Annotated in this window: 19 protein-coding genes; 16 read left to right on the forward strand and 3 right to left on the reverse strand. The window is 67.3% G+C overall.

The window, feature by feature from the left end; translation table 11 throughout:
- Positions 1-197: 197 nt before the first annotated feature.
- Complete coding sequence (locus AC1RHV_RS09335; RefSeq protein ID WP_054453093.1) at positions 198-1,802, reverse strand: glucosamine inositolphosphorylceramide transferase family protein; 1,605 nt, start codon at positions 1,800-1,802, stop codon at positions 198-200.
- 387 nt (positions 1,803-2,189) lie between these two features.
- On the opposite strand from AC1RHV_RS09335, the gene AC1RHV_RS09340 reads away from it, so the two are divergent.
- From AC1RHV_RS09340 to AC1RHV_RS09385, 10 genes are all read left to right on the forward strand, one after another.
- Positions 2,190-2,855 (forward strand): TetR/AcrR family transcriptional regulator, encoded by a 666-nt coding sequence (locus AC1RHV_RS09340; RefSeq protein ID WP_119450031.1) that lies wholly within the window; start codon positions 2,190-2,192, stop codon positions 2,853-2,855.
- A 47-nt stretch (positions 2,856-2,902) separates the two neighbouring features.
- Positions 2,903-5,251: an acyl-CoA dehydrogenase gene (locus tag AC1RHV_RS09345; RefSeq protein WP_492300521.1), complete on the forward strand. Its 2,349-nt coding sequence runs from the start codon at positions 2,903-2,905 to the stop codon at positions 5,249-5,251.
- 14 nt (positions 5,252-5,265) lie between these two features.
- Positions 5,266-6,561 carry an acetyl-CoA C-acetyltransferase gene (locus AC1RHV_RS09350; RefSeq protein ID WP_492300523.1) on the forward strand — a complete coding sequence of 432 codons (1,296 nt, stop codon included), beginning with the start codon at positions 5,266-5,268 and terminating at the stop codon, positions 6,559-6,561.
- On the forward strand, positions 6,558-8,516 hold the full coding sequence (locus AC1RHV_RS09355) for a 3-hydroxyacyl-CoA dehydrogenase NAD-binding domain-containing protein (RefSeq protein WP_492300525.1): 1,959 nt from the start codon (positions 6,558-6,560) through the stop codon (positions 8,514-8,516). Before AC1RHV_RS09350 ends, AC1RHV_RS09355 begins: the two co-directional genes overlap by 4 nt.
- A 76-nt stretch (positions 8,517-8,592) precedes the next feature.
- Positions 8,593-9,915: an OmpP1/FadL family transporter gene (locus tag AC1RHV_RS09360; protein WP_054453102.1), complete on the forward strand. Its 1,323-nt coding sequence runs from the start codon at positions 8,593-8,595 to the stop codon at positions 9,913-9,915.
- A 62-nt stretch (positions 9,916-9,977) separates the two neighbouring features.
- On the forward strand, positions 9,978-12,368 hold the full coding sequence (locus tag AC1RHV_RS09365; RefSeq protein ID WP_119450034.1) for a 3-hydroxyacyl-CoA dehydrogenase/enoyl-CoA hydratase family protein: 2,391 nt from the start codon (positions 9,978-9,980) through the stop codon (positions 12,366-12,368).
- A 1-nt stretch (position 12,369) separates the two neighbouring features.
- On the forward strand, positions 12,370-13,569 hold the full coding sequence (locus AC1RHV_RS09370; protein WP_492300528.1) for an acetyl-CoA C-acyltransferase: 1,200 nt from the start codon (positions 12,370-12,372) through the stop codon (positions 13,567-13,569).
- A gap of 17 nt (positions 13,570-13,586) precedes the next feature.
- Complete coding sequence (locus tag AC1RHV_RS09375; RefSeq protein ID WP_054453108.1) at positions 13,587-14,132, forward strand: PaaI family thioesterase; 546 nt, start codon at positions 13,587-13,589, stop codon at positions 14,130-14,132.
- Positions 14,096-14,686, forward strand: a complete 591-nt coding sequence (locus AC1RHV_RS09380; protein WP_175181881.1) for a chalcone isomerase family protein — start codon at positions 14,096-14,098, stop codon at positions 14,684-14,686. Before AC1RHV_RS09375 ends, AC1RHV_RS09380 begins: the two co-directional genes overlap by 37 nt.
- A 48-nt stretch (positions 14,687-14,734) precedes the next feature.
- Positions 14,735-16,432 (forward strand): AMP-binding protein, encoded by a 1,698-nt coding sequence (locus tag AC1RHV_RS09385; RefSeq protein ID WP_119450037.1) that lies wholly within the window; start codon positions 14,735-14,737, stop codon positions 16,430-16,432.
- A gap of 57 nt (positions 16,433-16,489) precedes the next feature.
- Here the strand turns inward: AC1RHV_RS09385 and AC1RHV_RS09390 are convergent, their stop codons facing one another.
- Both AC1RHV_RS09390 and AC1RHV_RS09395 read right to left on the reverse strand, forming a co-directional pair.
- The gene (locus AC1RHV_RS09390) at positions 16,490-18,058 is read right to left on the reverse strand and encodes a sulfatase-like hydrolase/transferase (RefSeq protein WP_192330943.1); all 1,569 of its coding nucleotides are present in this window, start codon (positions 18,056-18,058) and stop codon (positions 16,490-16,492) included.
- A 10-nt stretch (positions 18,059-18,068) separates the two neighbouring features.
- On the reverse strand, positions 18,069-19,043 hold the full coding sequence (locus tag AC1RHV_RS09395; protein ID WP_054453116.1) for a Bug family tripartite tricarboxylate transporter substrate binding protein: 975 nt from the start codon (positions 19,041-19,043) through the stop codon (positions 18,069-18,071).
- A gap of 166 nt (positions 19,044-19,209) precedes the next feature.
- On the opposite strand from AC1RHV_RS09395, the gene AC1RHV_RS09400 reads away from it, so the two are divergent.
- The 6 genes from AC1RHV_RS09400 to AC1RHV_RS09425 all read left to right on the forward strand — a co-directional run bounded on the left by AC1RHV_RS09400 (position 19,210) and on the right by AC1RHV_RS09425 (position 26,433).
- Positions 19,210-19,734, forward strand: coding sequence for a MarR family winged helix-turn-helix transcriptional regulator (locus tag AC1RHV_RS09400; RefSeq protein WP_054453118.1), 525 nt, complete (start codon positions 19,210-19,212; stop codon positions 19,732-19,734).
- Between the two features lie 321 nt (positions 19,735-20,055).
- Positions 20,056-22,101, forward strand: a complete 2,046-nt coding sequence (locus AC1RHV_RS09405) for a TonB-dependent siderophore receptor (protein WP_225590530.1) — start codon at positions 20,056-20,058, stop codon at positions 22,099-22,101.
- A 147-nt stretch (positions 22,102-22,248) separates the two neighbouring features.
- Positions 22,249-23,274 carry a 2-keto-3-deoxygluconate permease gene (locus tag AC1RHV_RS09410; RefSeq protein ID WP_082400881.1) on the forward strand — a complete coding sequence of 342 codons (1,026 nt, stop codon included), beginning with the start codon at positions 22,249-22,251 and terminating at the stop codon, positions 23,272-23,274.
- On the forward strand, positions 23,271-24,488 hold the full coding sequence (gene dtnK / locus AC1RHV_RS09415; protein ID WP_306652181.1) for a D-threonate kinase: 1,218 nt from the start codon (positions 23,271-23,273) through the stop codon (positions 24,486-24,488). Before AC1RHV_RS09410 ends, dtnK begins: the two co-directional genes overlap by 4 nt.
- On the forward strand, positions 24,485-25,537 hold the full coding sequence (gene pdxA / locus AC1RHV_RS09420) for a 4-hydroxythreonine-4-phosphate dehydrogenase PdxA (RefSeq protein ID WP_054453127.1): 1,053 nt from the start codon (positions 24,485-24,487) through the stop codon (positions 25,535-25,537). Before dtnK ends, pdxA begins: the two co-directional genes overlap by 4 nt.
- Positions 25,538-25,542: 5 nt before the next feature.
- Positions 25,543-26,433 carry a GntR family transcriptional regulator gene (locus tag AC1RHV_RS09425; protein WP_492300533.1) on the forward strand — a complete coding sequence of 297 codons (891 nt, stop codon included), beginning with the start codon at positions 25,543-25,545 and terminating at the stop codon, positions 26,431-26,433.
- Positions 26,434-26,502 lie beyond the last annotated feature (69 nt).

A 26,502-nucleotide genomic window follows, 5' to 3' on the forward strand; every position in this document is an offset into this window, starting at 1 on the left:
GGCGCGGGTCGCAGGCTAAGGCAGGCCGCTGTTACAGGCGTAAAAAAGCCGCGCCGCGGCATCCGCCGGGCGCGGCCTGGAAGTTCCGGAATCAGGACAATAACTGTCTATATGTTTCCGCGGACACATCAAGCCCGTGCGTCTTTCTCGTAATCGAAATATAGGTAACATTTTTATTTTTGCGTTTCCGGCACGATTTACTCCATATAGGCGAAGTCAAATACCGTATGCCCGCCCTGATGATGCCAATGGTGCATCGAAGCATGACGTTTTCTCAGGAAGCTCGCGTAGTGGATTTCGCCGTCCGTTTCCACATAGGTGGACGGCGTTAGTTCCTCTATCCGGTTCAACGACACGCCCTTGCCGTAGTGGCAGAAGCCCTGGTACTGGGCGCAGCGGATCACCTCTCCGCCAGGCGACACAACGATTCCGGCGTTGCGGGCCCGCATCGGGTTGCGCACGATGGGGTTGCAGGCATGCGGCGTCCACTCGGTCGAGCGCGGCGAATCCGAAAAGAAAGCGAATAATTCGTCGCAATGGCTTTGACCGTCGGTCCGATCGATATTGGTTAATAACCACCAATATTCGCCGTGTTTGAAAATAATGGTATCGACGGCGGATATATTAGTCATCAAATTTACATCAAGCTCCCATTTGAGCGGAAAATCGGTGCATTTCCAGAGCTCTATACTGCGATTGCCGCAGGTCTCCGGCACCATGTAGGTGACGCCTTCGTGCTCGAATATATATGGGAATGACAGATGGTAGGGCAGGTTCAGGGCCGTGCCCAGCAGGCGGAAAGCCCCGTCGGAGTAGGTCGCAACCGAGATCGTGCCCTTGCGGGAGGTAAAATCGTAATCCTCGAAAAATATATACGGCTTTTTATCCTGGGTATATACAAACGGATCCGCGAAGAATCTGCCCTTGGGCGGCTGCAATACCATGGCCTCGGATACCACCGCCTGCTGCCGGGCAGAAGGAAACATGCCTATCCGCCAGCGCACATTGCGTTTCATGACGCGCCGCACAATCAAATCCGACATTAACCAGGCCTGACGCGCAATATATGCGGCGCTATCCCACTCCACCGGATCCTCGCGCCGCAAGCCGCTCATGATCTGCATGCCCGGCGGCGCAACGCCTTGCTTGACGCGGGCCAGCGCCTGCAGCGCGTCGTACACCATGAAATTGCCCAGGCTGAACGCGCGCGCCTGATTCTTCAACCAGAACACTTCGGTGTTGAAACTGCGCTGGTCCAGCAATTCGTCCTGGTCCTCCCGCGGCCCCACGCGCCAGAGCTTCACCGTGGTGTGATCTTCACGCTGATAGACCTCCCAGAAGCCGGCATAGCGGCTGGTCGCCACCGCAATATCCGAATAACTCAGTTGCCATACGCCCAGCCGCGCCCAGCCCGCCATTTGTTCGCGGGTGGCCGGCGATGCGCCCAGCGTGATGACCAGGTCCAGGCCCAGCGCCGCAACCTGGCTTTGCACCTCGGCCGCGGGCATGCCAGGCGTCAACGACAGGACGGCAGCCGTATCCGATGACACGCTTTCCCGCATGTCGCGGCACGCAAGCGCCTGCCGCTGCTTTGCCGGCAGCAGCCGCGCTTCCAGGCGCGACAAGGCGCCAAACAACGCGCGCGCACCCAACCGGGGCGCTTTCTCGCCGCCCTCCTCACTCATCACCAGCAAAGCAGCGACTTCAAAATCCTGGCTATGCGTGAGCCAATCCACCATCTCATGCATCCAGCCGGGTTGCTCGTACCCGTCGACCAGCAGTCCCACTCTGTAGGTTTTCATTTCTCCTGCTCCTGTGCCAGGGCTTGTCGGCCTTCCGTCCGTTACGGCGAACGGACTAGGGCCTGTCATTGCGTATTCAGGGGCGCGACAGATTCAACTCCTCGCGCTGATACTGCGGGGTTTTGCGCCTCCCTTCCAGACCACATTCATCCTAGGTCGGCAGTCCGAGGACGAAAGGCTCAAGGTCATGCGCAAACACTAGGAAATCGTTACTCCCTCCGCATGAGTTTCGTCATCCCTCTGGTGGAGATTGGCGAGAATCCGGCCGGTCCTGAACGCGGGACTTGCGGCCCGCTAGTGGTAAACCCTATTGGGGATAGCCGAGGCTCGCGTCTCAGCCATCTCTCACGCATAATTGTTTTTAAACGAACGTTTGAATTCAACCTTATGCAAGAAATCAGACCGTCCCTCACCCGTGAATCCATCCTGGACACCGCCGAGGCCTTGTTTGCCCAACAAGGACACGATGGCACCTCGATGCGCCAGATCACCGCGGCCGCCGGCGTCAATCTGGCGTCGGTGAACTATCACTTCGGCTCCAAGGAGTCACTCGTGCAGGCGGTGCTCAAACGTCGCCTTGAAGTGCTGAACCGCGAGCGCTTGCGACTTTTGGATGAGCTGGAGGCGCAAGCCGAAGGCAGGCCCCTGAAGCCGTCGCAGATCGTGGACGCCTTTTTCGGCACGCTGCTGCGCCTGGCGGCCGATCCCGCGCAGGCCGGCAGCACCTTCCTGCCGCTGCTCGAACGCACCATGACGGATCCCTCCGACTTCATCCGCGCGCTGTTCGCGGAGGAGTACGCGGATGTGCTGGAGCGCTACCGCAACGCGCTGTTCGCAGCCCTGCCCGACGTGCCCCGCGCGGAAATCATGTGGCGCTTCCAGTTCATGCTGGGCGCCACCTCGTACGCCATCATCGGCACCGACCTGTTGCGCTCGGTCACGGGCTGGACCATCGACGACGCCGAACAACCGGATAACCCCAACCTGCTGCTGCCGCGCCTGATGAGCTTTCTGCTCGGCGGCCTGCGCTCGCCCCTGCCGCACGTGCCCTGAACGCCAAGCGCCCGCAGACGGAACAGAACCTCCACGGAGACAAGAAAATGAACGCAGTCATCTACGCTCTGGTCATCGTCGCGCTCCTGGCGGCGGTCTTGCTGGGCGTACGTCCGATCCGCCGCGCCCTTTTGTCGGCGCCGATCTTCAACCTGTACCGCAAGGTGCTGCCGCAGATGTCGGACACCGAGCGCGATGCGCTGGAGGCCGGTACGGTGTGGTGGGAAGGCGAACTGTTCCGCGGCCGGCCCGACTGGAGCCGCCTGCTGGCCTATCCCCGCCCGCGCCTGAACGATGACGAGCAGCGTTTCCTCGACGTCCAGGCCGAAGAGGCCTGCCGCATGGTCAACGACTGGCATGTCACGCAGGAAAGCCACGACCTGCCGGCCGAGGTCTGGAGCTACCTGAAGACCCAGGGCTTCCTGGGCATGATCATTCCCAAGGAATACGGCGGCCTGGGGTTCTCGGCCTATGCCCATTCCGAAATCGTGACCAAGCTGTCCACGCGCTCGTCGGCGCTGGCGGTTTCAGTCATGGTGCCCAACTCGCTCGGCCCCGCCGAACTGCTGCTGCACTACGGCACCGACGACCAGAAGAACCACTACCTGCCGCGCCTAGCGCGCGGCGAGGAAGTGCCCGCCTTCGCGTTGACCAGCCCCTGGGCCGGCTCCGACGCCGCCGCCATCCCCGACAGCGGCATCGTCTGCAAGGGCGAATGGCAGGGCCGCGAAGTGATAGGCATGAGGGTCACCTGGGACAAGCGCTACATCACGCTGGCGCCTGTGTGCACCCTGTTGGGCCTGGCGTTCCGCCTGTACGATCCCGACGGCCTGCTGGGCGGCGCGAAAGACCTCGGCATCACTTGCGCGCTGGTGCCGCACGACCATCCGGGCGTGGACACCGGCCGCCGCCATTTCCCGCTGAACGCCATGTTCATGAACGGCCCCACGCGCGGCGCGGACGTCTTCATGCCGCTGGATTTCATCATCGGCGGTCCTGCCATGGCCGGCCAGGGCTGGCGCATGCTGATGGAATGCCTGGCGGCGGGACGCTCGATCTCGCTGCCCTCCTCCAACACCGGCATGTCCAAGCTGACGACCCGGGCGGTGGGCGGCTATGCGCGCGTGCGCAGCCAGTTCCGCACGCCCGTCGGCAAGTTCGAAGGCGTGGAGGAAGCGCTGGCGCGCATCGGCGGCAACACCTACATGATGGACGCCGCGCGCAGCATGACGGCAGGCGCGGTGGACCTGGGCGAAAAGCCATCGGTGGTGTCCGCCATCGTCAAGTACCACGTGACCGAACGCGCGCGCCAGGTCGTCAACGACGGCATGGACGTCATCGGCGGCAAGGGCATCTGCCTGGGCCCGTCCAACTTCCTGGGCCGCGCCTACCAGCAGATTCCGATCGGCATCACGGTGGAAGGGGCCAACATCCTCACGCGCAGCCTGATCATCTTCGGCCAGGGCGCGATCCGCTGCCATCCCTACGTGCTGGCTGAAATGCAGGCCGCGCAATCGTCCGACCGCAAGCAGGGCCTGGACGATTTCGACCGCGCCTTCTGGGGCCACGTGGGCTTCGTCGCGAAGAACAAGCTGCGCGCGCTGGGCACGGCGCTCACGGGCGCGCGCTGGGTCGGCGTCAACGCCGATGTCGCTCCCGAGATGAAGCGCTACTACCAGCTGCTCAGCCGCTACAGTGCCGCCTTCGCGCTGCTGGCGGACACCTCGATGCTGGTACTGGGCGGCAGCCTCAAGCGCCGCGAGCGCCTGTCGGCGCGCCTGGGCGATGTGCTGTCGCAGATGTACCTGATCAGCGCCACGCTCAAGCGCTTCGAAGACGAAGGCCGCCAGGCGGCCGACGCGCCGCTGGCGCACTGGTCCATCCAGGACGCGCTGTACAAGCTGCAGGAAGCCGTCGAAGGCGTGCTGGACAACTACCCCAACCGTTTCGTGGCCTGGAGCCTGCGCCGCCTGGTCTTCCCCTGGGGCCGCACGCAAGCCCTGCCCTCGGACCAGTTGGGCCAGGACGTGGCGCGATTGCTGATCAATCCCAGCGCGACGCGCGACCGCCTGACCGCCGGCTGCCACCTGCCCGCGACCGAGGCCGATCCGGTGGGCGCGATCGAGCTGGCGCTGGCCGCCACACTGGATGCCGAGCCCATCGAAGCCAAGATCCGCGAACTCGAAAAGCGCGGCGCGCTTGACGGCAATCCACAGGCCAACGTGCGCGATATCGCCGATGCCGCCTTCGCCATCGGCGGCATCACCGCCGAAGAATATGCAGTGGTGAAACGCCGCAACCGCTTGCGCGACACGGTGGTGAAAGTGGATGATTTCCCCTTTGATTTGCGCGCCGCGGACCAGGGCAGCCCCGCCGCCGAACGCAGGGCCGCCTGAACAGGAGGAATCGGATGGCATTCAAACCGGTTTACGTCGTCGACGGCGCCCGCACGCCTTTCCTGAAGGCGCGCACCGGCCCGGGCCCCTTCTCCGCCGGCGATCTCGCCGTGCAGGCGGGACGCGCCCTGCTGCTGCGCCAGCCCTATGCGCCCACCGACCTGGACGAGGTCATCGTGGGTTGCGCCGCGCCTTCGCCCGACGAAGTGAACATCGGCCGCGTGATCGCGCTGCGCCTGGGCTGCGGCAACAAGGTGCCAGGCTGGACCGTCATGCGTAATTGCGCCTCGGGCATGCAAGCGCTGGATTCGGCGGTGGCCAACATCCAGTCCGGCCGTTCGGAGCTGGTGCTGGCCGGCGGCACGGATGCGCTGTCGCGCGCGCCGGTGCTGTATTCGGACGAGATGGTACGTTGGCTGGCCAGCTGGTATGCCGCGCGCGGCGCGGGTGCCAAGCTCGCGGCGCTGGGCCGTTTCCGTCTGCGCAATCTTGCGCCCGTCATCGGTCTGCTCAAGGGTCTGACCGACCCGGTGGTCGGCCTGTCCATGGGGCAGACTGCCGAGAACGTCGCGACCCGCTTCGGCATCGACCGCGCCGCGATGGACGCCTACGCGGCGCAGAGCCATGCGCGCGCGCTGGCGGCCCGCGCGGCCGGCGCCCTTGGCGAGATCTCGCCGCTGATCGACACGCAGGGCAAGCTGTATCCCGATGACGACGGCGTGCGCGACGACTCCACTCCCGAGAAGCTCGCCAAGCTCAAACCCGTCTTCGACAAGCCCTGGGGCAACATCACCGCGGGCAACAGCTCGCAAGTCACCGACGGCGCCGCCATGCTGGTCCTCGCTTCAGAGGAAGCGGTGCGCAAATGGAACCTGCGGCCGCTGGGCCGCATCCTCGACAGCCAATGGGCCGGCCTCGATCCCGCGCAGATGGGCCTGGGGCCGGTGCATGCGGCCACGCCCATCCTGCAGCGCCACGGGCTGGGCCTCAATGACCTGGACTTGTGGGAAATCAACGAGGCCTTCGCCGCCCAGGTGTTAGGCTGCCTGGCGGCCTGGCGCGACGATGCCTATTGCCAGGAACACTTCGGCACGCCGGCCTGGGGCGACCTCGACCCGGCCCGGCTCAACGTCGATGGCGGCGCGATCGCCATCGGGCATCCCGTGGGCGCTTCCGGCGCCCGCATCGTGCTGCACCTGCTGGCGGCCCTCAAGCGCCGCGGCGCCAGGCGCGGCATGGCGGCCATCTGCATCGGCGGCGGCCAAGGCGGCGCGATGCTGGTCGAAACCCTGGACGAGGACCGCTCATGACGACTATCGACACGCTTGCGCACTGGCGCCTGGAGCGCGATGCCGACGGCCTGGCGTGGCTGACCTTCGACCGCGCCGGCAGCGCGGTCAATGCCTTGTCCGCCGACACCATGAACGAACTTGCGGTGGTGCTGGACGCGCTGGACGCGGCCCCGCCCGCGGGCCTGGTGATCCGGTCTGGCAAATCCACGGGCTTTGTCGTGGGCGCTGACGTCAATGAATTCGCCAGCCTGGACACGCCCGAGCAGGCACGCGCGCTGGTGGCGCGCGGATGGGACCTGTTCAACCGACTGGCCGCGGTGCGCTATCCCACGCTGGCCCTGATCCAGGGCCACTGCCTGGGCGGCGGCCTCGAACTCGCGCTGGCCTGCCGCTACCGCCTGGTGGCGGACCAGCCGGGCACGTCGCTCGCCTTGCCCGAAGTCATGCTCGGCATCTTTCCCGGCTGGGGCGGCATGCTGCGCCTGCCGCGGCTGATCGGCGCACCGGCCGCGCTGGACATGATGCTGACCGGCCGAGGCGCCGACGCGCGCCGCGCTGCGGCGCTGGGCCTGGCGGACGCGCGCGTGCCGCCCCGCCTGCTGCTGGCCGCCGCGCGCCAGACCGTGCTGTCGCGCAAGGCGCCACGCCGCGCGCGTGGCTTCGGCGCCTGGGCCAACCGCTGGCCGCTCAAGGCCATCGTCGCCAACCGCGCCCGCAAGCAGATCGCGGCCAAGGATCCCCTGGGCCACTATCCGGCCGCGCCCGCCATCGTCGAGATCTGGGAAAAGCACGGCGGCAACGCCTTGCAGGCGCCTGCGCTGATCGAGCGCATCATTTCCTCCGACACCGCCCGCAACCTGCTGCGGGTGTTCCGCCTGCAGGAACGGCTGAAGGCCAACGGCAAGCAGGCCGGCATTGCCCCCGCGCGCCACGTGCACGTGGTCGGCGCCGGCGTGATGGGCGGCGACATCGCGGCCTGGTGCGCGCTCAAGGGCATGACGGTCACCTTGCAGGACCAGGACGTGGCGCGCATCGCGCCCGCCATCAAGCGCGCCGCCCAGCTGTTCTCGCGCCGCCTGAAGGATCCGCGACTCGCGCGCGCGGCGTTCGACCGCCTGGTGCCGGATCCCGCAGGCGGCGGCGTGCCGCTGGCCGACATCGTCATCGAAGCCATCAGCGAACAGCCCGAAGCCAAGCGCGTGCTCTACCGCGCCCTGGAGCCGCGCATGAAGGCCGATGCGCTGCTCGCCACCAACACCTCCAGCCTGTCGCTGGAGACCTTGCGCGCGGATCTGGCGCAGCCCCAACGGCTGGTTGGCATCCACTTCTTCAATCCCGTGGCCAAGATGCCGCTGGTGGAGGTCGTGCACGCCGACGGCGACTCGGACGAGGCGCAAGCCCGCGCCTGCGCCTTCGTCGGTCAGATCGACAAGCTGGCGCTGCCGGTCAAGAGCGCGCCGGGCTTCCTGGTCAACGCCGTGCTGGCGCCCTACATGCTGCAGGCCATGCGCAGCGTGGACGAGGGCCTGGCGCCCGAAGCCGTGGACGCGGCCATGGTCGCATTCGGCATGCCGATGGGGCCGCTGGAGCTGGCCGATACCGTGGGGTTGGATATTGCCCGTGCGGCGGGCGCGGAACTTGCTGGCGGCGCCGAGCCGCCGCGCTGCCTGGCCGAGCGCCTGGCGCGCGGCGACCTGGGCAAGAAAAGCGGCCGCGGCTTCTACGCCTGGCGCGACGGCAAACCGGTCAAGGGCGCCAGCCAGTCCGGCGCGCCCGCCGGATTGGCGCAGCGCCTGATACAACCGCTGATCGACGCCACGCGCCAGCGCGTGGATGCGGGCATCGTCGCCGACGCCGACCTGGCCGACGCGGGCGTGATTTTCGGAACGGGGTTCGCGCCATTCACGGGCGGTCCCTTGCATTACCAAAGCAGCAACGCGGTGCGGAGTATAAGACCGGCTGAGGCCGATTAGGACCTGTACAACCTAAACCGGAACGACAAGACCGGCAGTGCCATAGAGACATCATCCATCACGAGGAGGCAGTACCATGAGCAGACGTTCATTGTCCCTGAGCACCTTGTCGGCCCTCGTGGTCGGCCTGGGCGCATCCACGGCAACGCACTCGGCCGGCTTTCAGCTCCTGGAGCAGAACGCCAGCGGCCTGGGCAACGCCTATGCAGGCTCTGCGGCGAATCCGGAGAACGCCAGCATCATCTATTACAACCCGGCCGGCATGACCTACCTGCCCGGCTTCAATGTGTCCGGCGGCGTCAACCTGATCAAGCCGTCATTCAAGTTTTCAGACAACGGCGACAGCCGCAACCCCAGCATTCCCGGCCTGCCGGGCACCGGCCTGGGCGGATCGCGCCCGACCGGCGGCAACGGCGGCGACGCGGGCAACCTCGGCGTGGTGCCCAATATGTACGCCTCCTGGCAGTTGAACGAGCAATGGTTCATCGGCCTGGGCGTGGGCGCCCCGTTCGGGCTCATGACCGAGTACGACGACGGCTGGGTGGGCCAGTACCACTCCAACAAGTTCGAGATCAAGACGATCAACGTCAACCCCTCGATCGCCTACAAGGTCAACGAAAAGTTCTCCATGGGTTTTGGCGTGAACTGGCAGCACATCGACGCCAATTACAAGAAGAAGACCGTGCTGCCGGTTCCCGGCATGCCGCTGGGCACGACCGGCGACGCCGACCTGAATCTCAAGGGCGATGCCTGGGGCTGGAACGTGGGCTTCATGCTGCAACCCACCGAAGACACCCGCATCGGCCTGTCCTACCGCTCGAAGATCAAGCACACCGCGAAGGGCGACACCGACATCACCAGCATCTATCCGCGCGGCAACTCGGTGTCGTTCGACGCCAAGGCCACCGTGTCCCTGCCCGACACCCTGATCCTGAGCGCGGCGCACCAGCTGAACGAACGCTGGGAACTGCTGGGCGACGTCTCGTGGACCGGCTGGAGCAGCATTCCCAATCTGAAGATCCGCAACTCGGGGCCGGGTGCGCGCGACGACGACCTGCCGCTGAACTTCCGCGACAGCTGGCGCGTCGCGCTGGGCGCCAACTACAAGTTCGCGCCCAACTGGAAGTGGAAGGTCGGCGTCGCCTTCGACCAATCGCCCGTGTACAAGGAAGCCGACCGTCCGACCTCGCTGCCGGACAACGACCGCTACTGGCTTTCGACCGGTATTCAGTGGCAGGCCACCAAGGACACCACGCTGGACGTGGGCTATACCTATCTCTACCTGCGCAAGACGGACATCGACACCACGTCCGGCAACCAGCTGACCAAGGGCCGCGTGGCGGGCACCTATGACAGCAATGCCCACATCCTGGGCATACAGCTGTCGTCCCGCTTCTAACCCGCCCCGGATGGCGGTCCGGCCCGGTCCGGCCCGCCATTCGTTTTTTTCAGGAGACTGCCTTGAGCAAGTTCGTCGTCAAACACGTCGCCGTCCTGGGGGCCGGCGTCATGGGTGCGCAGATCGCCGCCCATCTGGCCAATGCCGGCGTGCCCGTCACGCTGTTCGACCTGGCCGCCCCCGAAGGCGACCGCAACGGCACGGTCAAGAAAGCGATCGCCGGCTTGAAGAAGCTGGAGCCCGCGCCCCTGGCCGGCGCGGCGCGCCTGGCGTACATCACGCCCGCCAACTACGACGACGACCTCGAACGCCTGCGCGGCTGCGACCTGGTCATCGAGGCCATCGCCGAGCGCATGGACTGGAAGACCGCGCTGTACGAGCGCATCGCGCCGCACGTGGCCCCGGGCGCCATCATCGCCTCCAATACATCGGGCCTGTCGATCGACGCGCTGGCCAACGCCCTGCCCGCGGGCCTGCGCGACCGCTTCTGCGGCATCCACTTCTTCAATCCGCCCCGCTACATGCGGCTGGTGGAAATCATCGCCACTTCGCACACCCAGCCCGCCGTGCTGGATCAGCTCGAAACCTGGCTGACCTCGACCCTGGGCAAGGGCGTGATCCGCGCGCTGGACACACCCAACTTCGTTGCCAACCGCATCGGCGTGTTCTCGATCCTGGCAGCCATGCACCACACGGCCCGCCTGGGCCTGGCGTTCGATGAGGTCGACGCCCTGACCGGCCCGAAGATCGGCCGCCCCAAGAGCGCCACCTACCGCACGGCCGACGTGGTCGGCCTGGACACGCTGGCCCACGTGGTCGGCACCATGGAAAAGAATCTGCCGGACGACCCCTGGCACCGCTATTTCAAGCTGCCCGAGTGGCTCTCCGCGCTGATCGCCAAGGGCGCATTGGGGCAAAAGACCGGCGCCGGCGTCTACCGCAAGCAGGGCCGCGAAATCCAGGTGCTGGACCTGAAGGCGCAGGACTATGTGCCCAGCGCCGGCAAGTTGGCCGACGAAGTCGCCGCCCTGCTCAAGGAACGCGACCCGGGCAAGCGCTTCGCCGCGCTGCGCGCGAGCAGCCATCCCCAGGCCCAGTTCCTCTGGAGCCTGTTCCGCGACATCTTCCACTACAGCGCCGTGCAGCTCGAACACGTGGCCGACAATGCGCGCGACCTGGACCTGGCCATGCGCTGGGGCTTCGGCTGGGCCCAAGGTCCGTTCGAAACCTGGCAGGCCGCCGGCTGGCAGGCCATCGCCGCCGCGGTGGCCGAGGACATCGCCGCCGGCCAGGCCATGAGCGACGCGCCGCTGCCGGCCTGGGCGCTGGAACCCGGCCGCAACGGCGTGCATGCGCCCGAAGGCTCCTACTCCGCGCGTACCGGCCAGCTGAGCCCGCGCTCGACGCTGCCGGTGTACCGCCGCCAGTTGTTCCCCGAGCGTGTGTACGGCGAAGGCGCCAGCGAGCGCGGCGTCACGATCTGGGAAAACGAAGGCGTGCGCCTGTGGAACCTGCCGCAGGTCGACGCCGGCGTGGCCATCCTCTCGGTCACCTCCAAGAACCACACCCTGGGCGCGGAAGTGCTCGACGGCATCCTGCAGGCGGTGGCGCGCGCCGAACGCGAATACGACGGGCTGGTCATCTGGCATGACGCGCCCTTCGCCGTGGGCGCCAACCTGCAGCAGGTCTCCGAGGCCTGCGCCGCCGGGCTATGGGACATGCTGGAGGCCACGGTTGAAAAGTTCCAGCGCGCCTCGCAGTCGTTCAAGTACGCGCAGATTCCCACCGTGGCGGCCGTGCAGGGCATGGCGTTGGGCGGCGGCTGCGAATTCCTGATGCACGCCTCGCACCGGGTGCTGGCGCTGGAAAGCTATATCGGGCTGGTCGAGGCCGGCGTCGGGCTGATTCCGGCCGGCGGCGGCAGCAAGGAATTCGCCGGCCGCGCCGCGGCGCTGGCCGCCAAGACAGCCACGCCGGGCGAGGTCTTCCCCTATCTGCAACCGGTATTCCAGACCATCGCCACGGCGCAGGTCGCCAAGAGCGCGCTGGAAGCCATCGCCACGGGCTTCGCCCGCGAGCATGACATCGTCGTGTTCCATCCGGACGAGCTGCTGTACGTCGCCATCGGCCAGGCCCGCGCCGCGGCCGAGGCCGGCTACACGCCGCCGCCCCGCTTGCGCGACATTCCGGTCGCGGGCCGCAATGGCATCGCCAACTTTGAAATGGTGCTGGTCAACATGCGCGAAGGCGGCATGATCAGCGCACACGACTACCGCGTGGCGCGCAGCGCCGCCGTGGCCCTGTGCGGCGGCGAGGTCGACACCGGCGCCAAGGTGGACGAGGAATGGCTGCTGGCCGTGGAGCGCAAGGAATTCGTGGCGCTGCTGCGCACGCCTGAAACCCAGGCCCGCATCCGCCACACTCTCGACACCGGCAAGCCCCTGAGGAACTGACATGAGCAAGCAGATTCAAGACGCCTACATCGTCGCCGCCACGCGCCTGCCGGTGGGCAAGCGCAACGGCGCCTACATCGCCACCCGTCCCGACGACATGCTGGCCGCCGCGCTCAATGGCGCGCTGGCGCAGGTCCCGGGCCTGGATGCCGCGCGCATCGATGACGTCATTGCCGGCTGCGCCATGCCGGAAGCCGAACAAGGCATGAACGTGGCCCGCATCGGCCTGTTGCTCGCCGGCCTGCCGCAAAGCGTGGCCGGCGTCACCGTGAACCGCTTCTGCGCATCAGGCCTGCAGGCGGTGGCCGATGCCGCGGCGCGCATCCGCACCGGCGAGGCCGACATCATGATCGGCGCAGGCACCGAATCCATGAGCGCCATGCCGCAGATCATGGGCAACAAGGTGTCGATGAACCCCGCCATCTTCGAACACCAGGAAAACATCGGCATGGCCTTCGGCATGGGCCTGACCGGCGAGAAGGTCGCCGAACGCTGGAAGGTCTCGCGCGAGGACCAGGACGCCTTCGCCCTGGCCTCGCACCAGAAAGCCTGCGCGGCCATCGCCGCCGGCCACTTCCGCGCCGAGATCACGCCTTATGAAACGGTGTCGCGCCAGCCCGGCGACGCCAGCGGCACGGTGCGCGTCGCGCGCCGCCTGGTCGAGACGGACGAAGGTCCCCGCCCGGACAGCAGCGCCGAGGCGCTGGCCCGCTTGAAGCCGGTGTTCGCCGCGCGCGGCAGCGTCACCGCCGGCAACAGCTCGCAGATGTCCGACGGCGCCGCCGCCGTGATCCTGGTGTCCGACCGCATCCTGCGCGAATTCAATCTGAGCCCGCTGGCGCGCTTTGCCGGCTTCGCCGTGGCCGGCGTACCGCCCGAAGTCATGGGCATCGGCCCGGTCGCCGCGATCCCCAAGGTGCTGCAACGCGCCGACATCGGCCAGGACGCGCTGGACTGGATCGAACTGAACGAGGCCTTCGCCGCCCAATCGCTGGCGGTGATCCGCGAGCTGAAGCTGGATCCGGCCAAGGTGAATCCGCTGGGCGGGGCAATCGCGCTAGGCCACCCGTTGGGCGCCACGGGCGCGATCCGCACGGCCACCCTGACCCACGGCCTGCGCCGCACCGGCGGCAAGTACGGCCTGGTGACCATGTGCATCGGCACCGGCATGGGCGCGGCCGGCCTGTTCGAGGCGATGTAGGCGGAGCGGCGCGGAACATGAAGCCCTATTGGTTCAAGAACCTGTCGCCGACCTGGCGGGCGCGCCTGATGCGGGTGGGCTTCAACCTGCATCCCGCGTTCCGCGCCACCGGCGGCAAAGTGGTGCATGTATCCGCGGATTTCCATCACATCCGCATCAAGCTGCCGCTGCTGCGGCGTACCCGCAATATCGTCGGCTCGATGTACGGCGGTTCGCTGTTCGCGGTGACCGACGGCGCCCACCCCACGATGCTGATGTCCGCGCTGGGCGCGGACCACATCGTGTGGGACAAGGCGGCCACCATACGCTTCCGCAAGCCGGCGTACGCCACGCTGTATGTGGACTTCCGGCTCCCGCCCGACGAAATCGCGGAAATCCGCGCAATCCTCGCGCGCGACCATGAAACCACCCGGACCTATACGGTGGAACTCAAGGACCGAGACGGCGTGGTCTACGCCGTCGTGGAACGCACGATCTATATCGCAGACAAGAAGTTCTACAAGCAGAAGAACACTGGAGGAGAATCATGCGTCGCATCCCCGGAGGGCGAATCGCCGCCCTGAGCCTCATGCTTGCCGCCTGCCTGGCCGGCGCCCCCGCACAGGCCGCCGACGTCGAAGTCGCCGGCCTGCGCGTTCCGGACAGCCTGTCGGAAGGCGGCCGCGCGCTGGTGCTGAACGGCGCCGGCGTACGCACCAAGTTCGTCGTCAAGGTCTACGTGGCGGCGCTGTACGCCACCGCGAAAAGCGGCGATGCGGCTGCGCTGGTCAACAGCGACGAGCCGCGCCGCATGCGCCTCTTGCTACTGCGCGACGTCGACAGCAAAAGCCTGGACGAAGCCCTGCAGGACGGATTGCGCGACAATACATCAGCGCAAGAGCTGGCCGAGCTGAAGGCGCCGGCCGCCCGCCTGTCCGCCCTGATGGCGGAAATCGGCGCGGTGCGCGAAGGCGACGTGGTCGACCTGGATTTCGACGCCCGCGGCGTCGCGGTCACCGATAACGGCAAGCCGCAAGGCCGCATCGACAGCCCCGCGTTCGCGCGCGCCCTGCTGAGGGTCTGGCTGGGCGACAAACCCGCGCAAGCCTCCCTGAAAAAAGCCCTGCTGGGCGGCTAGGGCCCAAAGGCTCTCTTGCTGTACAGGCCACACACGGAAATCCGGCATATGGAACGAATCTGGCAGAAAAGCTACCCCGCGGGCGTGCCTGCGGACATCGAAATGGACGGCGTGACGACGCTGGTGTCGGTCGTGCGCGAAAGTTGCCGGCGCTACGCCGACAAGACCTCGTACATCAGCATGGGCAAGTCCCTCAGCTACGCCGAGCTCGACCGGCTGACGCGCGACTTCGCGGCCTGGCTGCACGCCAACGGCCTGGGCCGCGGCGACCGCGTCGCGCTCATGATGCCCAACCTGCTGCAATACCCCGTATGCCTGTTCGGCGCCTTGCGCGCCGGCTGCGTGGTGGTCAACTGCAACCCGCTCTATACCCCGCATGAGCTGCAGCACCAATTGGCCGATTCGGGCGCCCGCGTCATCGTGGTCGCCGACAACTTTGCCGCTACCGTGCAGAAGGCCCTGGACGGCACCGCGATAGAACGCGTGGTGGTGACGTCCATCGGCGAGCTGCTGGGACCGCTCAAGGGACGCCTGGTGGACTTCGTGGTCCGCCGCGTCAAGCGCATGGTGCCCGCGTGGTCGCTGCCCGGCGCCATCCGGCTGGGCGATGCGCTGCGCGCCGGCGCCGCCGCGCCCTTCACGGAAGTGGAACTGGACCAGCGCGACCTGGCCTGCCTGCAATACACCGGCGGCACCACCGGCGTGGCCAAGGCGGCCATGCTCACCCACGGCAATCTGGTGGCCAATCTGAGCCAGGCCTATGCCTGGGTCCGGCCGCTGGTGACCGAAGGCGAGGAGTGCATCGTGACCGCCTTGCCGCTGTATCACATCTTCGCGCTGACCGCGAACTGCCTGACCTTCATGAAGATGGGCGCCAGCAATTTGCTCATCATCAACCCGCGCGACATTCCCGGGCTGGTCAAGGAAATGCGCAAGGTGCCGTTCTCGGCCTTCACGGGCGTGAACACGCTGTTCAACGCCCTGCTCAACAACCCGGATTTCGCGCGCCTGGATTTCTCGCGGCTGCGCCTGACGATGGGCGGCGGCATGGCGGTGCAGCGCTCGGTGGCCGACCGCTGGCGCGCCGTCACCGGCCGCTCACTGGCGCAGGCCTATGGCCTGACCGAGACCTCGCCCGCGGTCACGATCAATCCGCTGGACGTGCAGGAGTTCACCGGTTCCATCGGCCTGCCCGTGCCATCCACCGACATTTCCATCCGCGACGATGCGGGCCAAGAACTGGGCGTGGGCGAGACCGGCGAAATCTGCGTGCGCGGTCCCCAGGTCACACAGGGCTACTGGCAACGGCCCGACGAAACCGCGCTGGTCCTGTATGCCGACGGGTTCCTGCGTACCGGCGACGTGGGTTACGTGGACGAAAAGGGCTATGTGTTCCTGGTGGACCGCAAGAAGGACATGATCCTGGTGTCCGGCTTCAACGTCTATCCCAACGAGGTCGAGGACGTGGCCGCGCTGCATCCCGGCGTGCGCGAAGTGGCGGCGGTGGGCGTGCCCGACGAGCGCTCAGGCGAAGCCGTGAAGCTGTATGTGATCCGCAAGGATCCGGCGTTGGACGCCGAGACCCTGATCGCGCATTGCCGCAAGCAGCTGACGGGCTACAAGGTGCCCCGCTACATCGAGTTCCGCGATGACCTGCCCCGCACCAACGTCGGCAAGATCCTGCGCCGCGAACTGAAACCGGCGGCGCAGGAAGCCGTACAGGCGCAAGTCCGGCAGCCGGGTTAGGCCTGGACAGCCACCGGCTCGCGCCGAACGCGGGCCGGCGGCTGGGGCCAGCCCGGCCTACCACTGCCCGAAAAACACTCCGGCCCGCTTGTGGGCGTTGGTCGCCTTTTCCACGGCCTCGTCGCTGATGGTGGTACGGCGCTTGCCGCGCAGCATCCATTCCAGCAGCCGCTGGCGCAGCTCCAGGCGCGTTTGCGCATGCGCGCTGCTCGCGCCCAGGTCCTGGAACTCGTCCGGATCGGCATGCAGGTCGAAAAGTTGTTCACGCTCGTCCAGCCAGTACACGTAGCGCCAGCGGTCCGTGCGCACCGACCAGGCGCGGGCGTTCTGCGGCGTCTTGCCGCACAACAGGCGGGCCTGGCGGAAGCTGTAGTCCAGCTCCGAATACACGCAATCGCGCCAAGGAGTCGCGCCATCGCGGCCGTGCAGCAGGGTCTGCAATTCGCGGCCTTCCAGCCGATGGCCGGGTCCAGGCTTGCCCAGCGCGCGCAGCACCGTGGGCACCAGGTCCACGCTTTCCACCATGTCGTCCAACGCGCGGCCGCGCGTGGCGTCGGCCGCAGCCGAGGGGTCCATGACAATGAAGGGCACGCGCTGCACGGTGTCGTAGAACAACTCCTTTTCGCCCAGCCAATGGTCGCCGAGAAAATCGCCATGATCCGCGGTGAACACGATGAGCGTGTTCTTCATCAGGCCCGCGCCTTCCATGTAGTCGAACAGCCGGCCCAGATGGTCGTCCAGCTGCCGGATCAGGCCCTGGTAGGCGGGACGCACCACGCGCACGCATTCGTCGGTCGAAAAGCTGACGCTCTCTTCCTGCTGCCGGTAGGCCGCGACCACCGGATGCGCGTTCTCCAGTTCTTCATGGTTGCGCCGCACTGGCAGGCATTGGTCCGGGGTGTAGCGCTTGTGGTAGGGATCCGGCGCCATGTAGGGCCAATGCGGTTTCACGTAGCTCAGGTGCAGCACCCAGGGCTGGCTGCCGCGCCGTTTCATGAAGTCCAGCGCCTGGTCCGTCATGTAGGCGGTCTCGGAATGCGGCTCGGCCACGCGCGCCGGCAGGTGCGCATTGCGCATGTTCCACCCGCTGACCACCTGCCCCGCGGCGTCGACCGCGGCGATCACGTAATCGGTCCAGGGGTCCGCGCTGTCGTAGCCGTGGCGCCGCAGAAAGGCGGGATAGCCGCTTTCGTCGCCCGGCGTGTGGTGGCCGTCGTAGCGGTCCAGTTCGGTGAAACCGCCGCGGCCAAGCAGCGCGCCCAGCTCCGAGGAACCATCGATCGACAGCCGCTCCATGCCGGCCTTGTCGGGGATGATGTGAGTCTTGCCGGCCAGAGCCAGTTCGCGGCCCTGCCCCGCCAGGTATTCGCCCAGCGTGATCTCGTTGACCGACAACGGCACGCGGTTCCAGGTGGCGCCGTGGCGCGAGGGATAGCGGCCGGTGTAGTAGCTCATGCGCGAAGGCCCGCACACGCCCGAGTTCACGAAGGCGCGGTCAAAGCGCACCCCGCGCGCGGCCAGCGCATCCAGGCTGGGCGTCTGCAGATAAGGATGGCCATAACAGCTCAGGTGGTCGGCCCGCAGCTGGTCGGCCATGATGAACAGCACGTTCTGCACATCGCTCATCGTCGTCCTCCTATTGCGTGGCCGTGAAGCCGGATGCACGCACCACGGGCTCCCACTGCTCGCGGTACGCAGTCAAGGCGTCGGCTGTGCCGCGCGCATCCAGCGATACCGGCTCCAGGTAGGCTGCGCGCACGGCCTCCTGCATGGCGGGCTCGCGCAACACCGCCGCGATGTCCGCGCCCAGCCTGTCGGCCTTGGCCTGCGGCATCGCTGCCGGTGCGAAGAAGGCGTTCCAGCCGTTTGCCGCAAGGTTCACCCCGCTTTCCTTGAAGGTGGGCACGTCCTTGAGTTCGGCATCGCGCGCCTCGCCGGACACGGCGAGGATGCGGATCTTGCCGGCGCGGTGCTGCGGCAGCAAGGTGTCCAGCGTGTCTATGCCCTGCGGCAGGATGCCGCCTATCAATTCGGAAATCAGCGGCGCCGATCCGCGGTATCCGACCACTTCCGGCTCCTGGCCCAGTTCGCGTCCCAGCATCAGCGCAAAGAAGTGCGGCAGGCTGCCGGTGGCCGGCACGCCGACGGCGAACTGCTTGGGGTTCGCCTTCAGCCACTGCCGCAGGCCAGCCAGGTCCTGGATCGGTGAATTCGCCGCCACCGCCATCGCAAATTTGTAGCTGCTGACCAGCGACACGGGCTTGAAGTCGCGCTGCGCGTCGTAGCCCGGTTGGGCATAGACCAGCGGCGCCACCACCATCACGGCCGGGTTCGCGAGCATCAGCACGTTCTGGCCGGCCGGCGCCGTGTGTAGCGCCTGCGCCGCGATGCGGCCGCCCGCCCCTGTCTTGTTCTCGACCACCACGGGCACGCCTACCCGATCCTTGAGCCGGTCCGCGACCAGCCGCGCAATGCGGTCCGAACTGCCGCCTGGCGGATAACCCACCACCACCGTCAACGTCCCGTCCAGCGGGGCCTGCTGCGCGCCGGCCAACGGTGCGGCCCCCGCAAGTATTGCCGCCGCGGCAGCGCCCGATATCCATTTACGCATGGTCAACTCCTGGAGACAGCGGCCCGCTGTCGATTATGGTTGTCACTGCCTGGCCGATACTCAAATAGGAAAATTGACTTTAGCAACGCCCGTATTTGTTGATCTAATCCAGGACTTCCCATAACGATATGCAGCGCGAACTGCAACACCACCAGGAGGAGACGCCATGCCGACCGATTCCGCGTCCGGGCAGCGCCAGCTTTCGGACATGCTGATGTACCGGCTATACCAGGCATGGTCGCAATCGAATCCCGTATTCCTGCGCCTGTGCGAAGGACGCTTCGGCATCACGCGGCGCGAATGGCGGGTGCTGGCCTGTGCCGTCGAGGGCGGCATCATGAGTTCGGCTGAACTGGCGGCCGCTGCAAAACTGGATCTGGCGCGCACCTCGCGCACCCTGGGCGCGCTATGCGAAAAAGGCTGGCTGCGCCGCCTGCACGACAGCGCCGACCGCCGCGTGGTGCGTGTGGAAGCCACGGCCGAAGGCAGCACCCTGTACGACGCCTTGCTGCCCGAAGTCTCGCACCTGAACGACCTGCTGGTGCAGGACCTGAGCGCCGACGAGGTCGCCTTGCTGCGCGACCTCCTGGGCCGCATCGAACAGCGCGGCCGCCGCATGGCCGAGGGCAATATCGTCTCGGAAAAAGCCAGCCGGCGCGACGGCGGCACCCGCCGGCCGCGCCACGCCTGAGCCGTTCTGTCGCGCCTCGCCAACAGGCGAGCGGCTCCCGCGCGCCTTTCCCTGACCTCGCCAAGCCACTGATAGGACGGCGTTTTTCGTCGTCCACCTTACCGCCCGGCAAGCTTTGCACGGCTTTTTTACATCTGCGGACCGCGGATTTTCTGACATCCTTGATCTATTAAATTAATAATAGTTATCGTTGTCATTTACATCCAAAATCGGCCGAACTCAGGCCGAAGGGGAAATCCGTTGAAACGCCACCCTGATCCCGCCGCCCGGCGCGCGCGGCCGCTGGTCCTGTTGCCTGCTGCCGCCGCGCTTGCCGCCTGCATGGGCGCCGCAGCGCAGGCCCAGCCCGCCGCATCCGGCGAACCCGCCACCATCCTGCCCGCCGTGCAGGTCACCGGCACCGGCGAAACCGCGACCAGTCCGGTAGAAGGCTACGTCGCCACGCGCAGCGCCACCGCGACCAAGACCGACACGCCCTTGTCCGAAACGCCCCAGGCCATCACCGTGATCCCGCGTGAACAGATCGTGGACCAGGGCGCGCAGAACATCCAGGACACCATGAACTACGCGGCCGGCGTGCGCCCCAACGCGTATGGCGTGGACAACCGCGCCGACTACGTGCGCGTCCGCGGCGTGGAGCCGGTGCAGTACCTGGACGGCCTGCGCCAGTACTTCAGTTTCAACAACCCGCGCACCGAGGTCTATGCGATGGAGCGCGTGGAAGTGCTGCGCGGGCCCGCCTCCATGCTGTACGGACAGGGCAGCACGGGCGGCATCGTCAACCTGGTCAGCAAGCGCCCGCAGGAGGAAACGCAGCGCGAGATCGGCGTCGTGCTGGGCAATCACAACCGCCGCGAAATCCAGGCCGACCTCACGGGCTCGGCCAGCGAGGACGGCCAGTGGCTATACCGCGTGATCGCCGTGGGACGCGACAGCGATACCCAGGTCCAGTACGCGCCGGACGACCGCCTGATGCTGGCGCCGTCCCTGACCTGGCGCCCCAGCGCAGCCACCTCGCTGACATTGCAGGCCACCTGGCAGAAGGATCGCGCCGGCACCACGCAATCCTTCCTGCCGTGGAGCGGCTCGGTGCAGGAAAATCCCAACGGCCGCATCCCGACCCGTCGCTTCGCCAGCGAACCGGGCTTCGACGCCTACGACACGGAGCAGTTCAGCGTCGGCTGGCTGTTCGAGCATCAGTTCAACGACACCTGGAAGGTGCGCCAGAACTTCCGCAATACGGTCAGCAGCGTCGACTACAAGACGCTCTATCCCAACGTCTACGGCGCGCGCCGCGGCGATTCCTACATCGATCCGGAACAGACCACCGTCGACCGCATTTTCTATGTCAACAAGCCGCGCATGCGCACGTTGCTGGCGGACCAGAACGTGGAAGGCAAGCTGAACTGGGGCCGCACGGAGCACACGGTGATCTTCGGCATGGATTATTCGCGCTACCGCGAGACCAGCCAGACGGCCAGCGGCGCGGGCTCGCCGCTGAACCTGTACCACCCCGTGTACGGCAACGTGCCCGAGTACGAACTGTCGGACAACCCCAAGATCAATCAGCAGCAGATCGGCTTCTACGCGCAGGACCAGATCAAATTCGACAAGAACTGGATCTTCCTGGCCGGCATCCGCCGCGACCGCGCCGACAGCACCACCGAAGGCCAGGACCGGGAAACCGACATGGCCACCACCAAGCGTTTCGGCCTCATGTATGCCGCTGACAACGGCTGGTCGCCCTACCTCAGCTACAGCGAATCGTTCACGCCCATCGCCGGCGCCGACTTCTACAACCAGCGCTGGAAGCCCATGCGCGGCAAACAGGTGGAGGCTGGCATCAAGTACATGCCGAAGGACGCCGACATCGAATTCACCGCGGCCGCCTATGACCTGCGCGAGAAGAATCGCCAGACCAACGACCCGGACAATCCCAACAACCAGATCCAGGCCGGCAAGACCCGTACCCGCGGCGTGGAGCTGGAACTGCGCGGCCGCGTCACCAAGGAACTGGACGTGATCGCCAACTATATCTACACCGACCTGGACCCGCAGCTTGAGGCCCAGCCCAAGCACATCGCCTCCATGTGGGGCAAGTACCGCTTCGCGCTGGCCGGCCAGCCCGGGTTCGCGGTGGGCGCGGGCGTGCGCTACCTGTCGGCGTTCCGCGACGGTGGCGCCCCGGAAACCCCGGCGGTCACGCTGTTCGACGCCATGCTCAGCTACGACAATGGCCCCTGGCGCTATGCGCTGAACGTGAACAACATCGCGGACCGCACTTATGAGGTGGTCTGCCTGGATCGCGGCGACTGCTTCTACGGCGCGCGCCGCACCGTCATGCTGAGCGGCGCCTACCGCTTCTAAAATCGGAACTGCCTCCGGGCCTGGGAACCTGTACGTACATGCTGTACGTACAGGTGTACACTACGGTTTTTCATCCCTGTTCAACCGTCTGACAGACGCGCGCTCGAACGTCTGCAACCCAGAAAAACCGTCCTGGAGACTCCGATAGTGTCGACCGAAACTTCCCGCTCGCCCTTTTTTGGCACGATGCAGAAAATCCCCGGTGGATTGATGCTGGTGCCGCTGATCCTGGGTTCCCTGATCGGCACCTTCGCTCCCGACGCCCTGGCGATCGGCGGGTTCACCACGGCACTGTTCAAGAACAGCGCCCTGCCCCTGATCGCGCTGCTGATCTTCGCCACCGGCACCCAGGTCAATGCGCGCACCGGCGGCCCCATCCTGGCCACCGCCGGCACCATCCTGCTGATGAAGACGCTGGTGCCCGCCACCCTCATCATCATCCTGGGCAGCTACGTCGGCCTGGACGGCGTGCTGGGCGTCTCCATCCTGGCGCTGCTGGCCGCCTTCGACAACAGCAACGGCGGCTTGTGGCTGGCCTATACCGGCCAGTACGGAGATGCCCGCGACCGCGGCGCCTATGTGGCCAGCGCGGTCAACGACGGCCCCTTCTTCAGCCTGCTGTTCCTGGGCGCCTCGGGCCTGGCCGACATCCCCATGATCGCCCTGGTGGCGGCGCTGGTGCCGTTCCTGCTGGGCGTGGTGGTCGGCAACCTGGACCCCAAGTGGCGCGACGTGCTCAAGCCCGTGCCCAACATCGTCATCCCGTTCTTCGCCTTCGCGCTGGGCACCGGCATCAACCTGGGCGCCGTGGTTTCCGGCGGCGTCAGCGGCCTGATCCTGGGCCTGATCATCAGCCCCATCACCGGCGGCCTGGTCTACCTGGGCTATCGCTACATCCTGCGCCGCGGCGGCAAGAGCGGCCTGGGCTTCGCAGCCGGCACCACCGCCGGCAACGCCATCGCGACCCCGGCCGTGGTGGCGGCCGCAGACCCCAACTTCCAGCAGTACGTGTCGACCGCCACCGCGCAGGTCGCCGCCTGCGTGCTGATCAGTTCGATCCTGGCGCCGATGCTGGCCTCGTACTTCCTCAAGCGCGCCGGCGAACTCAAATCCGAGGACGCCGACCCCACGGTCGCGCCCGCCCTGCGTGAAGCGCGCGGAGAGGCGCTTTGAATCCCGCCATCGCCATCGTCGCCGATGACCTGACCGGGTCCGGCGACACGGCGGTGCAGTTCGTGCGCGCCGGCTGGAACACCCATCTGTCCATCGGCGGCGCCGACGAGGCGCTGTCCGGTCCTGGCGCCGCCGGCGTGGAAGTGCTGGCGGTCACGACCAACAGCCGCCCCCTGTCGACCGCCGACGCGGCCGAAGTCGTCGGGCACAACGTGCGCCGCCTGCGCGCGGCCGGCGTCACACGCCTGTACAAGAAGGTGGATTCCACCTTGCGTGGCGCCTTCAAGGCCGAGATCGATGCGGCGCGCAAGGCCTGGGGCCCGGACACCATTGCGGTGATCTGCCCGGCTTTCCCGGCCACCGGCCGCACCGTCGAACAAGGCGTGCTCTACGTCAATGGCAAGCCGGTCACCGAGACCTCGGCGGCCACCGATCCGGTCACCCCCGTGACCGAAAGCCATATCCCCACCCTGCTGGGCTGCGCCCATGTAGCGGCGCAGGCAGGCGACACGCCGCAAACGCTGGCGGCGCGCATCCGCGCGGCCGGCAACACCGTGGTGGTTGACGCCGCCACCGAAGCCGACCTGGAACGCCTGGCGCGCGCCATCGGCTTGCTGGGTGTGCACGCCCTGCCCGTGGGCGCGGGCGGCCTTGCCGTACCGCTGGCCCGCGTTTGGGCCGGCGCCGACCAGACCGCGCCGGTCGTGGTGGTGGTGACCTCGCAGCACAGCGCGGCACGCGCGCAAGCCGCGGCTCTGCAAGCCTCGGGCGCCGACACCTGGACGCCCTCGCTGGCCCAATTGGCCGACGACGCAGCATGGCAGGCCTGGAGCCAGCCGCTGCTGCAGGCGCATGCCCAGTCGCCCGCGCAAGCCGGCACGGTGCTGCTGCTGGCGCCCGAAGGCCAGTTGGACGGCCTGGATTCCGAGACCGTCGCCGAACGCCTGGGCGGCCTGGCCGCGCAATTGATCGCCAGCGCGAACGCGGCCGGCGTGGTCGCCACCGGCGGCGACGGCGCACGCAGCGTGCTGGTGGCGCTGGGCGCCCGCGGCATCGCGCTGGTGGATGAAGTGATGGGCGGCGTGCCTTTGGGCACGCTGACCGGAGGCACGGCCGCCGGCCTGCCCGTGGTGACCAAGGCCGGCGGCTTTGGCACCGAAGATGTACTGGTTCGCGCGGTGCGCGCGATCCGCGACAGGAGATTCAAGCGATGACACAACCCCAACCGGGCAAACTGCCCCTGCTGGCCGTAACCCTGGGCGACGTGGCGGGCATCGGGCCGGAAATCACGGCCAAGATGCTGATGGGCCATGACGAACTGCGCCAGAAGGCCCGCCTGCTCGTGGTCGGCGACGTTGACGTGATGGCCAACGCCGTACGCGGCCTGGGCGGCGACCCCGCCATCGTGCGCAAGCTGGACCGCGCGGCCGACTGCGCCAACACGCCCGGCACGATCGAAGTGCTGCAGGCCGGCCCGTCGCTGGCCCATGTAAAGCTGGGCGAGATCAGCGCGGACGCGGGCGACGGCTCGGTGCGCTTTGTCACCACGGCCTGCGCCCTGGCGCGCGCCGGCGAGGTCGACGGCATCGTCACCGCCCCGCTGAACAAGGCCGCCATGCACGCCGCCGGCCACAAGTGGCCCGGCCACACCGAACTGCTGGCGCACGAGTTCGGCGTCAAGACCTTCTCGCTGGTGCTGTCGGCCGGCGACCTCTACATTTTCCACGCCACCACTCACGTGTCGCTGCGCCAGGCCATCGAAGACCTGACCCCTGCGCGCATGCGCGCAGTGCTGCGCCTGGCCGGCTCGTTCGCCAAGGCGCTGGGCCGCGGCGACCAGCCGGTGGCAGTCTCGGGCCTGAATCCGCATGCCGGCGAAAACGGCATCTTCGGCACCGAAGACGCCGACATCCTGGCGCCCGCGGTGGCCGAAGCCAATGCCGCCGGCATCCTGGCCGCAGGCCCGATTCCGGCCGATGCGCTGTTCCCGCAAGCCGTGCGCGGCAAGTGGAAGTTCGTGATCGCCTGTTACCACGACCAGGGCCACGCGCCCTTCAAGGCGGTCTACGGCGACGACGGCGTCAACATCACGGTGGGCCTGCCCGTCGTGCGCGTGTCCGTCGACCACGGCACCGCCTTCGACATTGCCGGCCGCGGCATCGCCCGCGAGGACAGCCTGATCCTGGCCGCCGAGCGCGCCGCGCATCTGGCCCCAGGCTGGACGCATGTGTGGGAAACTGCGCGGGCACAAACCGGAGGTTGATTCCCATGGCGCCCGCCACGCACGACGCATTGCCCGTACTTGATCGCTCCGGCGATATCCCGCTGCACGCCCAGGTGGCGACCCTGCTGCGCGGATACATCCGCACGAACAAGCTCGCGGCCGGCGCCGTGCTGCCCAGCGAGGCGGCGCTGTGCGAACGCTTCGGCGTGGCGCGCAGCGTGGTGCGCCAGGCGCTGGCGGCCCTGGCCACCGAAGGCCTGATCCAGCGCGAAACCGGGCGTCCCGCCAGCGTGGCCGCGCCCCAGGAACACCGCCGGCTGGTACAGCGCTCCACCGGCCTGTACGAGCAGTTCGCGCAGTCCGGCGTGGCCCTGCAGACCCGCGTGCTCGCGTTCGCGCGCGCCGAGCCGCCCGCCGACGTAGCCGCCTTCTTCGGCACCACGCAATTGCTGATGCTGGAGCGTCTGCGCCATGTGGCCGACGCGCCGCTGGCCTACGTGCGCACCTGGCTGCCCGCCGACGCGGTACCGGGCCTGCGCGCCGAAGATCTCGCCGACGCGTCCCTGCATGGCGTGCTGACGCGCCGCTTCGGCCTGCGTCCAGGCGCCGGGCGCAATCAGATCCGGGCGGTTGCCGCCGACCACACGCTGGCCGCACTGCTGGGCACGCAAGCCGGCACGCCGTTGCTGATGCTGCAAGGCCAGGGCATGGACCAGCATGGCCGCCCCCTGGAATGGTTCACCACCTGGCACCGCGCCGAACAACTGGTGTTCGACGTGGACGTCAGCATGGGTCATGAAAGCGTGCAGCCCCGGCTGCAGACGCCCGACACGCCCGCGGAGCCCTCGCCCGAGGGCCACGATCCGCTGGCGCGCGCCCAGGCCCTGGTGGCCGAGCTTTCCGCCGAACTGGCCAGGCTGCGCGCGCAGCCCTGAGGCGCGCATCCCGCGCCGGCCGCTCTTGCTGCGGCCAAGACCCGGCCGCGCCGCAGTCCCCTGCGGCCT

The organism is Achromobacter sp. GW823-FHT04E03, from assembly GCF_058796095.1.